This is a genomic window from Aeromonas crassostreae (assembly GCF_054052445.1).
This window is the reverse complement of record NZ_JBSTYM010000045.1, coordinates 1-11,536: the sequence shown is the minus strand read 5'-3', so window position 1 is coordinate 11,536 and position 11,536 is coordinate 1. Positions and strand designations below refer to the sequence as shown.

Annotated in this window: 10 protein-coding genes; 4 read left to right on the top strand and 6 right to left on the bottom strand. The window is 62.6% G+C overall.

The features are described from left to right. Positions 1–133: 133 nt before the first annotated feature. The 3 genes from ACW5W4_RS18650 to ACW5W4_RS18640 all read right to left on the bottom strand — a co-directional run bounded on the left by ACW5W4_RS18650 (position 134) and on the right by ACW5W4_RS18640 (position 3,068). Positions 134–1,534, bottom strand: coding sequence for a peptide MFS transporter (locus ACW5W4_RS18650; RefSeq protein ID WP_456690385.1), 1,401 nt, complete (start codon positions 1,532–1,534; stop codon positions 134–136). Positions 1,535–1,747: 213 nt separating this feature from the next. Further along, positions 1,748–2,659, bottom strand: a complete 912-nt coding sequence (gene galU / locus ACW5W4_RS18645; RefSeq protein WP_427261535.1) for a UTP--glucose-1-phosphate uridylyltransferase GalU — start codon at positions 2,657–2,659, stop codon at positions 1,748–1,750. A gap of 91 nt (positions 2,660–2,750) precedes the next feature. Beyond that, positions 2,751–3,068 (bottom strand): ComEA family DNA-binding protein, encoded by a 318-nt coding sequence (locus tag ACW5W4_RS18640; protein WP_408798053.1) that lies wholly within the window; start codon positions 3,066–3,068, stop codon positions 2,751–2,753. Between the two features lie 190 nt (positions 3,069–3,258). Here ACW5W4_RS18640 and cysQ point away from each other — a divergent pair, with 190 nt between their 5' ends. Continuing rightward, the gene (cysQ, locus tag ACW5W4_RS18635; RefSeq protein WP_456690384.1) at positions 3,259–4,014 is read left to right on the top strand and encodes a 3'(2'),5'-bisphosphate nucleotidase CysQ; all 756 of its coding nucleotides are present in this window, start codon (positions 3,259–3,261) and stop codon (positions 4,012–4,014) included. 78 nt (positions 4,015–4,092) lie between these two features. On the opposite strand, the gene ACW5W4_RS18630 is transcribed toward cysQ, so the two are convergent. The 3 genes from ACW5W4_RS18630 to ACW5W4_RS18620 form a co-directional block, all read right to left on the bottom strand. Beyond that, complete coding sequence (locus tag ACW5W4_RS18630; RefSeq protein WP_456690383.1) at positions 4,093–4,389, bottom strand: YciI family protein; 297 nt, start codon at positions 4,387–4,389, stop codon at positions 4,093–4,095. A gap of 24 nt (positions 4,390–4,413) precedes the next feature. Then, on the bottom strand, positions 4,414–4,965 hold the full coding sequence (locus ACW5W4_RS18625) for a septation protein A (protein WP_408776140.1): 552 nt from the start codon (positions 4,963–4,965) through the stop codon (positions 4,414–4,416). 325 nt (positions 4,966–5,290) lie between these two features. Beyond that, on the bottom strand, positions 5,291–6,802 hold the full coding sequence (locus ACW5W4_RS18620; protein ID WP_456690382.1) for an aminotransferase class V-fold PLP-dependent enzyme: 1,512 nt from the start codon (positions 6,800–6,802) through the stop codon (positions 5,291–5,293). A 238-nt stretch (positions 6,803–7,040) separates the two neighbouring features. Here ACW5W4_RS18620 and trhA point away from each other — a divergent pair, with 238 nt between their 5' ends. The 3 genes from trhA to ACW5W4_RS18605 all read left to right on the top strand — a co-directional run. Then, positions 7,041–7,673, top strand: a complete 633-nt coding sequence (gene trhA / locus ACW5W4_RS18615; RefSeq protein WP_456690381.1) for a PAQR family membrane homeostasis protein TrhA — start codon at positions 7,041–7,043, stop codon at positions 7,671–7,673. Between the two features lie 134 nt (positions 7,674–7,807). Continuing rightward, entirely contained in the window at positions 7,808–9,469 is a 1,662-nt protein-coding gene (locus ACW5W4_RS18610) for a putative transporter (RefSeq protein WP_427261530.1), read from the top strand. A gap of 227 nt (positions 9,470–9,696) precedes the next feature. Beyond that, positions 9,697–11,536 (top strand): retention module-containing protein (locus ACW5W4_RS18605; protein ID WP_456690380.1); only part of this gene is annotated, 1,840 nt, incomplete at its 3' end.

Genomic DNA, 11,536 nt, shown 5'->3' with positions numbered 1-11,536 from the left:
TACGCATAAAAAATCCGAAACCAAATCAATAGGTTTCGGATTTTTACACATCAGGAGGATCGGTCAATGGATCCTTAACTGATCGGCATTAGCGCCCCAGGGGCGCCCTTTTCATGATGGCAAGGCATCACCGTCAGACGGTGGCGGAGTGCAATGGCTTCTCTGCCTGCTCGGCGGGTGCCTGGGCGGGGCCTTCGGCGCCGTGCATCCAGTAGACCAGACGGTTGGCCATGGTCAGCAGCAGCAGGGCGCTGATGACGGCGGCGGCGGCGATGCCACCGAAGATGGCGATGGCACCGGACTCCCCGACGAAGGAGCCGATGAAACCGGCGGCATAGTTGGCCAGGGCGACGAAGCCGAACCAGGCACCCATCATCAGGGAAGCCAGGCGCAGCGGCGCCAGCTTGGTGACCATGGAGAGACCGATGGGGGAGAGGCATAGCTCACCCAGGGTATGGAACAGATAGGCGCCGACCAGCCAGAACATGGAGGTCTTGACGCTCTGATCCCCACCCTGCTCCAGCACGGCGCCGATCATGAACAGGAAGCCGACGGCCAGGAACAGCAGGCCCATGGCGAACTTGATGGGCGAATTCGGCTCTTTCTTGCCGAGCTTGATCCAGATGGCTGCGACGATGGGTGCCAGCGTGATGATGAAGAAGGGGTTCAGGGACTGGAACCAGGCGGTCGGCACCTCGAAGCTGCCGATCATGCGGTCGGTGTACTCCTGGGTGTAGAGGTTCATCAGGCCGCCTGCCTGCTCGAAGCCGGCCCAGAAGATGATGGTGAACAGGCCCAGGATCAGGATGACCTTGATGCGATCCACCTCCTGCTTGGTGAGGGGCGCCTTCTGGTTCTTGGCCCGCTTGGCGGCGGCGAGCTTGGCGGCAGGGACCCGGCCAATGTCACCGAGGAAGTTCTGGGCCATGGTGGCCTGCAGCACCAGGGAGAGCAGCATGCCGATGCCGGCGCCGACGAAGGCGGCCTGCCAGCCATAGGCGGTGGCGGCGGCGCCGCAGATCACCCCGGCCAGCAGGGAACCCAGGTTGATGCCCATGTAGAAGATGGTGAAGGCTCCGTCACGGCGGTGATCCCCTTCCTGATAGAGATCGCCCACCATGGTGGAGATGTTCGGCTTGAACAGGCCATTGCCCACGATCAGCAGTGCGAGGCCGGCATAGAAGACGCTGTTGACCATCTCCGGGAACATGGCATGGGGCAGTGCCAGGGTAAATTGACCCGCGGCCATCAGGATGGCGCCGATCAGGATGGAGCGACGCTGACCTAGGATGGTATCGGCCAGCCAGCCGCCGATGAGGGGGGTGATATAGACCAGGCCGGTGTAGATGCCGTAGAGCTTGAGGGCATCGGCCTGGCTCCAGCCCATGCCGCCGTTGGCGGTCAGGTCGGTGAGATAGAGCACCAGCACGGCACGCATGCCGTAGTAGGAGAACCGCTCCCACAGTTCGGTGCTAAAGAGCAAAAAGAGCCCCTTAGGGTGACCTAAAAAGGTCCCTTTTGACGGATTATTCATGGAACTTCCACCTGTATCTTCTATTTTTTTAGGAATTTTATGCAAGGGCTCGGAACAAGCCTTAAACCTTATAGAACAAGCGTGATTGAATTACAAGGCCATGATTTGGTGCATAATTGTTTGCTCAAAGCTGAATTTTTGTTTCATAAATGGAAACGGGGCATCGTTTGATGCCCCGTTTAATATTTTGCAATATGGCTAAATTTTTAGCGTTTACAACTGTTTGACGAACTGGGTCAGCCACTGCTTGAATTCGTTGCCGAGCTCGCGGTGGCGGCTGGCATATTCGACGTTGGCCTTCATATAGCCGAGCTTGCTGCCGCAGTCGTGGCTTCTGCCCTTCATGGAGTAGGCATTGACCTGCTCGCGCTCCATCAGCATGGCGATGGCATCGGTCAGCTGGATCTCGTCACCGGCGCCGGCCGGGGTCTTCTCCAGCAGGGGCCAGATGTTGGCAGACAAGACGTAGCGGCCGACCACCGCCAGGTTGGAGGGGGCCTCATCCCGGGGGGGCTTCTCGACGATGGCCTGCATCGGCAGGGACATGCCGGCGGTCAGCGCCTCTCCCTTGACGTCGGCGATGCCGTATTTGTCGACCTCGCTCTCGGGGACGGCTTCGACCATGATCTGGCTGACCTGATCCGCCTCGAACAGGTGCACCATCTCGGCCAGGTTGTCCCGCTTGAGATCGCTGGCCACCTCGTCGATCAGCACATCCGGCAGCAGCACGGCGAAGGGGTTGTCACCGATGAGCGGGTGGGCGCAGAGTACGGCATGGCCCAGCCCCTTTGCCTCCCCCTGGCGCACATGCATGATGGTGACGTCCTTGGGGCAGATCTGCTGCACCTCTTCCAGCAGCTGACGCTTGACCCGCTTCTCCAGGGTCGCTTCCAGCTCGAAGCTCTTGTCGAAGTGGTTTTCGATCGAGTTCTTGCTGGAGTGGGTGACCAGGATGATCTCCTTGATCCCGGCGGCGATGGCCTCGCGCACGACATACTGGATCAGCGGTTTGTCGACCACGGGCAGCATCTCTTTCGGGATGGCCTTGGTGGCGGGCAGCATACGGGTACCCAGGCCGGCAACGGGCAGCACGGCCTTGCGAACAACGAGCGGGGTCTTCTTCATGGAGATATATCCGGTGAGACAAAGTGCCGTCATGATACCCGAAGAAAAATGGGGCAGCCACCGGCCGCCCCACTTTGAGTCCAATCCTATCTTACTTGACGATGAGTTGATCCCGGTTGGCCTCCAGGGTGGCCGGGCCTATGCCGCTCACATCGGCCAACTGGTCCACAGAGCTGAATTTCCCCTGTTTCTCCCGATAGTCGATGATGGCCTGGGCTTTCTTGTCGCCTATGCCCTGGAGGCTGGTGAGCTCGCTCAGGCTGGCGGTGTTGAGGTTGATCTTCCCTGACTGGCTGGCGGGAGTGCTGGCCACCGGTGGATTGGCCACCTTGTTCGCCGCCAGGACCGGCTGGCCGAGCAGCGGCAGGGCGGCGAGCAGCAGGGCGAGAGTCGTCGTGGTTCTTTTCATGGATGCTCTTCCTTGAGTAACGACGCGGTTGCGCCGAATTGATATTTAGCTCAACGGCGGCGATTGCTCTCTGTCAGAATTGACAGTGCCCGGCTGACACTTTTGACAGGGAATAACTCATGAGAAACGGCTATAAGCCCGGGGGCCCCGTTCGGTTAGACTGAGCTATCTTTTGACTTGGAAGCTATTTATGTCTCCCTCCCAGATAAGTGAGCTCGAGGCGATCGCCCGGGCCGCCGGCCATGCCATCCTGACCATTTACCAGCAGGCCTTTACCGTGGAGTACAAGGCCGACGAGAGTCCCCTGACGGCGGCGGACCGTGCCGCCCATGAGGTGATAGTGGCGGAATTGGCTCGTCTGACCCCGGAGATCCCGGTGCTGTCAGAAGAGTCCGGCGAGGAGGTGCAGCAGGCGCGCCTCGGCTGGCAGCGTTACTGGCTGGTGGATCCCCTGGATGGCACCAAGGAGTTTGTCTCCCGCAATGGCGAGTTCACCGTCAATATCGCACTGATCGAGCAGGGGCGGCCGGTCTGGGGTCTGGTCTATGCCCCCGTGCTCGACCGCTTGTGGTATGGCGGCAAGGGGCTGGGCGCCTGGCGCATTGCGGCGGGCGAGCGTACGGCGATCCGGACCCGGCCTCACCGGGAAGGGGCGCCCTGGCGAGTGGTGGGCAGCCGCAATCATCTCTCCCGGGAGACCCTGGATTTTCTCGCTCCCCTGGGGGAGATTGAACTGGTCTCCATGGGTAGCTCGCTCAAGTTCTGCGTCATCGCCGAGGGAGGCGCCGAGCTCTACCCCAGGCTGGCGCCGACCTGCGAATGGGACACGGGGGCGGCTCAGGCGGTGCTGGAGGGGGCGGGGGGCAGCGTCACCCGGCTCGATGGCGCCCCCCTCGTCTACAACAAGGCCGACATTCTCAACCCCTGGTTCGTGGCGCGGGCCTGAGGGCCCGGCAACGGGTGAGTCACTGACAGCAAAAGGCCGGACATGGGTCCGGCCTTTGTGTTTGTCTCTTGCCCGAGCTCAGAAGACTTGCTTGAACGGCTTGATGGTGACGCTGGCGTAGACGCCGGCGGCCACATAAGGGTCTGCATCGGCCCAGGCCCTGGCCTCGCTCAGGCTGTTGAACTCGGCGATGACGGTGGAGCCGGTGAAGCCCGCATCCGCCGGATCGTCGGCATCGATGGCGGGGTTGGGGCCGGCGGTCAGCAGGCGGCCCTCATCTTGCAGCGCCTGCAGACGCGCCAGGTGGGCGGGGCGCGCCTGCTTGCGCAGGGGCAGGCTTTCGGGCACATCTTCCGAGTAGATCAGATACCACATGGAACCATCCTTTTCTGGTTGCGGTTATTTTTTCTGCTGGGCTTTCTGCTCCGCCGGCATGTGGCGGTAGAGATAGATGCCAGACAGCAGGGTGAACACCAGGGTCAGGCCGAGCAGGCCGAACACCTTGAAGTTGACCCACACCTCCTGGGGAAGGGTGAAGGCGACATAGAGATTGAGCAGGCCGCACAGGGCAAAGAAGCCGGACCAGGCCAGGTTGACCCTGTCCCAGATGGCGTCGGGGGCCTGCAACTCCTTGCCGAGCATCTGCTTGATCAGGTTCTTGCCAAAGCCGTAGCGGGCGATGAGCAGGGCCAGGGCAAACAGGGCGTTGATCACGGTCACCTTCCACTTGATGAAGGCGTCATCATGGAAGAAGACGGTCAGGCCGCCGAAGAAGCCGACCAGGAGGAAGGTGAACAGCTGCATCTTCTCCACCTTGCGATAGCGCAGCCAGCCATAGAGCAGTTGCAGGCCGGTGACCACCACCAAGGCGCCGGTCGCGGCATAGATGTCCACCATCTTGTAGACGGCAAAGAAAACGATAAGGGGAATAAATTCAAAAAATTGCTTCATGCTGATCCATCTACCTCGAAATTTCAGCCAGTGTACCCGCCCGTCAAACAACGGCAAATGAATAAGACCCGTCCTGACCGTATGAGTTCCCCCATCGCTGCCGGGCAAACCATGGCAGATGAACAAGGGCAGTTTTGGGGGATGCATTTCCCATCGCTGCCCGGCATACAGCGGCAGATGAACAAGGGCTGTCCTGGGGGATGCGTTTCCCATCGCTGCCCGGCATACGGCGTCAGATGAACAAAGGCAGTCCTGGGGGAATGCGTCTTCCATCGCTGCCCGGCAAACAGCGGCAGATGAACAAGGTCACTGCTCGGGGGCCCGGTCAGTGCCCGACAAACAGCTCGGCGGCGATGATCCGGCCTAGCCGGGTCTGATCCGCCAGCAGCGCCCGTATGTCCGACTCCTCGATGGCGGGATTGAGCAGCACGGCGCGCAGCAGCACCAGGGGCTGATCGCCGTAGGGAGGCAGGGTGCGCTGGGTACGGGAGACGAAGCTGTGTCCCTCGGCCCGCTGGGCTTTTTGCAACGCCACGTTGAAGGCGTTGATCTGGAGGTTGGCCGCCTCGTCCAGGGGCTGGCCCTGCAGGTGGGGCGGCAGGCAGCGATAGGAGAGCAGGTTCATCACGGGGGCAGACATCAGCTCGAAGGCGGGATCTGCGTCGATCAGTGCCGCCATGCGCCTGGCCTTGTCATAGTTGGCCTCGATGAGGGCGCGGTAGCCGGCCTCGCCGAGCAGCTGGAAGGCGGCATCCAGGTAGAGGGCATTGGCGGGTCGGGTCCCCTCCAGGGTGAAGCGACCCTGATCGAACGAGCTGGCGCGGATGGCGTAGGGAGCCTCCCGCTTGACCGCCATCACCAGATCCGGGCGCTTGCACAGCAACATGCCGGTACCAAGGGGGATGAGCAACTGCTTGTGGCCATCCAGGGTGACGGTATCGGCCTGGGCGATGCCGTCCAGCAGGGGCTGGTAGCGGGGGGAGAACAGGGTGGGGCCACCCCAGGCCGCGTCCACATGAAAATGCACTCCCTCCCGGCGCGCGATGGCGGCGAGTTCGGGCAGAGGATCCACAGAGCCAAAGTCGGTGCTGCCGGCCACCCCTATGATGGCGATCACCTTGATGCGCTGCGCCCGACACTCGGCGATGGCCGCCTCCAGGGCGGGCAGGCTGAGGCGATTGTCCGTATCCGTCTCCAGTCGGCGCACGCTGGCGGCCCCCAGACCCAGCAGATCCATGCCCTTGTCGAAGGAGTAGTGCATCAGGCGCGATCCCAGGATGACGGCGCCGCGATAGCCCTGCTCGACCAGATGGAACAGATTGTCCCCCACGGCATGGTTGCGGGCCAGCCAGAGGGCGGTGACGTTGGCGATGGTGCCGCCGCTGGTCATGACCCCGAGCGCCGCATCCTTGGCATGCATCTGGCTCTGGTAGAAGTCATCAGGGGCCTGATAGACGAGGCGATGCAGCTTGGCCAGCACCTCCCGCTCGAGAAAACTGAGCAGGCGGGAGGACTCCATCTTCATCGGATTCTGGTTGAGCATCACCAGCAGGCGCGCCAGTTCGCCGGTGAAGGCGGGCAGGGGAGCCGTCATGTGACCCATATAGTGGCGGGAGGCGAGGTGGGAGACGCCGGGGATCAGCTGCTCGAGCCGCGCCAGGTAGGCCCGGGTATCCATGCCATCCTCCGGCATGCGGGGATCGTCGAGCTGTTGGCAGAAGCGGTCACGCCGATAGGGTGCCTCGCTGTCATCGCTGCGGTGAAAACACTCCAGCAGGTGGGTGACGGCGGCGGCGAAGGCCGGATCCGGCTTGGCAAACAGTTCGGTCAAGTTCATTTGGGTCTCCAGACCAGGCCGCCAGGCCACACCATCCGGGTGCATGGGCCAGGGGGATAGTGGCGGCATCAACAGGGGTAATACGCAGGACCGGGCCAGGGGGCGGGTCCGCTGGCGGCAGAGGATACACCAAAGGGGGGCCGCTGGCAGCCATCCCCTTTTTTCAGCTAACACTTGTACTCTTAAATGGGCTTGGCTAGAGTAAATACCCAAATCACATGTGTCGAGAGTGGATGGGATGGACTATTCCCCCCGTGAAGAGTGGGCGAATCGCTGGAGCCATGGCCTGGGGCTGGGGCTCGCCGTGGTCGGCGGGATCATCCTGCTGCTCAAGGGGTGGGAGCAGGGCGCCCTGGCCCGGCTCAGCTATGGCCTCTACGGCGGCAGCCTGATCCTGCTGTTTCTCGCCTCGACCCTCTATCACAGCATGGGAGACGGGCCCTGGCGCCACAGGTGCAAGATCTTCGATCACTGCGCCATCTACCTGCTCATCGCCGGCTCCTACACCCCTTTTCTGCTGGTGGCGCTCGATACGCCCCTGGCGAGGGGGCTGATGGCGCTGATCTGGTCCCTGGCCCTGGCCGGGGTGCTGTTCAAGCTGGTGTTCATCCATCGCTTCAAACGCTTGTCTCTGGTGACCTACCTGCTGCTGGGCTGGCTCTCCCTGCTGGTGGTCTATCAGCTCTATCTCAATCTGGCGGGGGGTGGCCTGGCGCTGCTGGGGCTCGGCGGCCTCATCTACAGCCTGGGCGTCATCTTCTATGCCAACAGGCGGATCCCTTACAACCATGCCATCTGGCATCTGTTCGTGCTGGGGGGCAGCGCTTGCCATTTTGGTGCCATCTACGGCTATGTCGCCTCTCTCTCCTGAGTGTTCACCGAAAAATATCCCTTAGTTGGTAGTTTTCGCCTCAAATAAAGCCAGAATCGTGCGCCGACCCACAGTCACCCGCTCCCTTTGCTGACAAGCTAGGCTCAGTCTGATTCGAAACAAGGATGGCTGAGATGAGTGAAATCGCGCTTTCCATCAGCATGTTGTCGCTGGTGGCGGTGCTCGGGCTCTGGCTGGGCAATGTGAAGGTCCGGGGTGTGGGGCTGGGGATAGGGGGAGTGCTGTTCGGCGGCATCCTGGTCGGCCACTTCGCCGGCCTGTTCCAGCTGAGTTTTGACGATCATACCCTGCACTTTATCCAGGAGTTCGGGCTGATCCTGTTTGTCTATACCATCGGCATCCAGGTCGGCCCCGGCTTCTTCTCCTCCCTGCGCAGCACAGGGCTCAAGCTCAACGGCTTTGCCGCCCTGCTGGTGGTGCTGGGCGGCATGGTGGCTCTGGTGTTGCACCAGCTGTTTGATGTGCCCCTGCCGGTGATCCTGGGGGTCTTCTCCGGCGCCGTGACCAACACCCCCTCCCTGGGGGCGGGGCAGCAGATCCTGGCGGAGCTGGGAGCCGAGCCAGGCTCGACGGCGCTGATGGGGATGGGCTATGCGGTAGCCTATCCGTTCGGGATCTGCGGCATTTTGCTCACCATGTGGCTGGTTCGCCTGTTCTTTCGCATCAAGATCGACGAGGAAGCCGCCCGATTCGAGCAAGAATCCGGCACGGTTCGCGAGACGCTCCAGACCATGAACATCGCGGTGCGCAACCCGAACATGCACGGACTCATGCTCAAGGAGATCCCCAGCCTCGACGAGGCGGATGTCATCTGCTCGCGCCTCAAGCGGGGCGAAGATCTGATGGTGCCGCGCCCGGAGACCTGCATCGAAACCGGCGATCTGCTGCACCTGGTCGGTGAGCGTCATGCCTTGCGCAAGGTGCTGCTGGTGCTGGGGGAGGAGGTGGACACCTCCCTCTCGACCCGGGGAACCGAGCTGAGGGTCGAGCGGGTCGTGGTGACCAATGAGCAGGTATTGGGGAAGAAGATCCGCGATCTGGAGATAAAACAGCGGTATGACGTGGTGATCTCGCGACTCAACCGGGCCGGGGTAGAGCTGGTGCCGACCAGCCAGACCAGCCTGCAGTTCGGGGACATCCTCAACCTGGTGGGGCGGCTCGATGCCATAGAGGCGGTCACCAGCGTGGTGGGCAACGTACAGCAGAAGCTGCAACAGGTGCAGATGCTGCCCGTGTTTATCGGCATCGGACTCGGCGTCCTGCTCGGCTCCATCCCCTTCTATCTGCCGGGTTTTCCGGCGGCCCTCAAGCTGGGTCTGGCAGGAGGCCCCCTGGTGGTGGCGCTCATCCTGGCCCGGGTCGGCAGCATAGGCAAGCTCTACTGGTTCATGCCTCCCAGCGCCAACCTGGCCCTGCGGGAGATAGGGATAGTCCTGTTTCTGGCCGTGGTGGGATTCAAGTCGGGGGCCGGTTTCGTCGATACCCTGCTCCATGGCGATGGACCGACCTGGGTGCTGTATGGGGTGGCGTTGACCCTGATCCCCTTGCTGGTGGTCGGTGTGCTGGCCCGCCATTATGGCAAGCTCAACTACCTGACCCTGTGTGGCCTGCTCGCCGGCTCCATGACCGACCCTCCCGCCCTGGCCTTCGCCAACGCCATGCATCCCAGCAGTGGCGCCAGCGCACTCGCCTATGCCACCGTCTATCCCCTGGTGATGTTCCTGCGCATCGTGTCGCCACAGCTGCTGGCCATCCTGCTCTGGGTGGGAGCCTGACCCTGGCTGGCGCCTCACCATGGCGCCAGCCAATATCAAACGATTGAAATAAATAGTTATTTATCAGCAAGCATAGTAAATGCCAACCCTTCTGTTTCCCCATGAAATATCCCCTCAAAACCCTTCATCCTTTCTAAATTCCTCACTGGTTGCTGGTGACTCATTCGAATAGATTGGACGGTGGAAAATTGCACGCCCATCACAGGGACCACTCATCAGGAGAATACATGAGCGCCAATATCGTCACCCTGGAACAGGACATCGTCGTGACCCGTCTGACCAACCCGGTTTACCTGGTCGGGGAGGATGGCAGCCTGCGGCTGCTGGCCGAGGGGGACGTGGTGACCAGGGGGGCTCGCTTGACCTCGCCCACCGGCGCCATGGTGGACGCCGATGGACGGCAGATCCCGGTCCCCATGGCCGATATGGCCCCCGATGAGCAGGGTGAACTCTTGACCCTGAACGATCCGACAACCGGTGCACAAGACGATATTGCGGCGCTGCAAAAGGCGATCCTCGACGGCATAGATCCGACCCAGGCATTCGAAGCCTCGGCGGCCGGTGGGGCCCCCGCGGTAGGGGGCGGCGTGGTGGGCGGCAGCGGCAACGGCGGTTTCATCGTCGTCGACCGCAGCGGGGGGGCGACTCTGGCCCAGGGCGGTTTTGACACGGCGCAGCCCGTGACCACAGCCGAGCGGCGAGAGCTCCTCGATGGCCGCGATGACGAGTCGTTGCCGGATGTGACCGCCCCCCTTATCTCGATATCGGCCCCGGACAACAGCCGCGACAGCACCCCGACCATCACTGGCACCACCAATGCCGCCCCCGGCAGCACTGTGACCCTGGTGGTGACAGACGCCAATGGCAATCAGCAGAGCCTGATGGCCACGGTGCAGCCTGATGGCAGCTTCAGCGTGGCGGTGGCGACGCCCCTGGCCGATGGCGGCTATGGGGTAACCGCCAGCGTGACCGATCCCGCCGGCAATACCGGCAGCGCCGCCGACGATGGCAGCGTGGACACCACCGCCAGCATCACGGTGAGCCTGGATGACGTGAACGCTGACAATGTGGCCGACGCGCCCATCAGCGGCACCTCCGATGTCGGCCCGGGTCGCACCGTGACCCTGGTGATCAGCGATGGCAACGGCGACAAGGTGACCGTCACTGCCGTCACCGATGCCGACGGCAACTACAAGACCAGCGCTGACCTGAGCGGTCTGGCGGATGGCAACCTGACCGTGGTGGCCAGCGTCACCGACGCGGCGGGCAACCCTGCCAGCGCCACCGACGACACCACCTTGCTGGACACCACGGCGCCGGAAGCCCGTATTACTCTGGATGCCGACATCACGGCGGATGACATCATCAACGCGGCGGAAGCCGGCCAGCAGATCCCGGTAAGCGGCACGGTGGGCGGCGACGTGAAGGCGGGCGACACTGTCACCCTGACCGTGAACGGCAAGACCTTCACGGGTCTGGTCTTGGCCGACAAGACCTTCAGCATCAACGTACCGGGCGCGGACCTGGTCGCCGATAGCAGCAAGACCATCGACGCCAAGGTGATCACCACCGATGCGGCGGGCAACAGCGCCACCGCGACCGACAACGAAGGCTACAGCGTGGATACCCAGGGTCCGAGCGTGGTGGTCGATATCGTCGCCACCGACCTCAAGGCGGACGAGACCAGCGTCGTCACCTTCACCTTCAGCGAGCCGGTGCAAGACTTCGAGCTGGCTGACCTGACCGTGGTGGGCGGCACCGTCACCGGGCTGACCACGTCCGACGACGGCAATACCTGGAGCGCCACCTTCACCCCGACCCCGGACTTTGAAGGCACCGCCAGCGTCACCGTCAAGGACAACAGCTACACCGATCTGGCGGGTAACCTGGGTCGCGGCTACAGCGACAGCGTGGCCGCTGATACCCAGGCGACCGGTGCGCCGACCGTGGTCATCACCGAAGATGTGAACAACGACGGCACCATCGACCGCAGCGAGATCAGCGGCCCCGTGAACGTGGCAGTGACCCTGCCGGGCGAGGCCCAGGCCGGTGACACCCTCAAGGTGA

Excerpts from the sequence above, each read along its gene's own strand:
- ACW5W4_RS18650 (WP_456690385.1), bottom strand. The coding sequence starts at position 1,534 with ATGAATAATCCGTCAAAAGGGACCTTTTTAGGTCACCCTAAGGGGCTC.
- galU (WP_427261535.1), bottom strand. The coding sequence starts at position 2,659 with ATGAAGAAGACCCCGCTCGTTGTTCGCAAGGCCGTGCTGCCCGTTGCC.
- ACW5W4_RS18640 (WP_408798053.1), bottom strand. The coding sequence starts at position 3,068 with ATGAAAAGAACCACGACGACTCTCGCCCTGCTGCTCGCCGCCCTGCCG.
- cysQ (WP_456690384.1), top strand. The coding sequence starts at position 3,259 with ATGTCTCCCTCCCAGATAAGTGAGCTCGAGGCGATCGCCCGGGCCGCC.
- ACW5W4_RS18630 (WP_456690383.1), bottom strand. The coding sequence starts at position 4,389 with ATGTGGTATCTGATCTACTCGGAAGATGTGCCCGAAAGCCTGCCCCTG.
- ACW5W4_RS18625 (WP_408776140.1), bottom strand. The coding sequence starts at position 4,965 with ATGAAGCAATTTTTTGAATTTATTCCCCTTATCGTTTTCTTTGCCGTC.
- ACW5W4_RS18620 (WP_456690382.1), bottom strand. The coding sequence starts at position 6,802 with ATGAACTTGACCGAACTGTTTGCCAAGCCGGATCCGGCCTTCGCCGCC.
- trhA (WP_456690381.1), top strand. The coding sequence starts at position 7,041 with ATGGACTATTCCCCCCGTGAAGAGTGGGCGAATCGCTGGAGCCATGGC.
- ACW5W4_RS18610 (WP_427261530.1), top strand. The coding sequence starts at position 7,808 with ATGAGTGAAATCGCGCTTTCCATCAGCATGTTGTCGCTGGTGGCGGTG.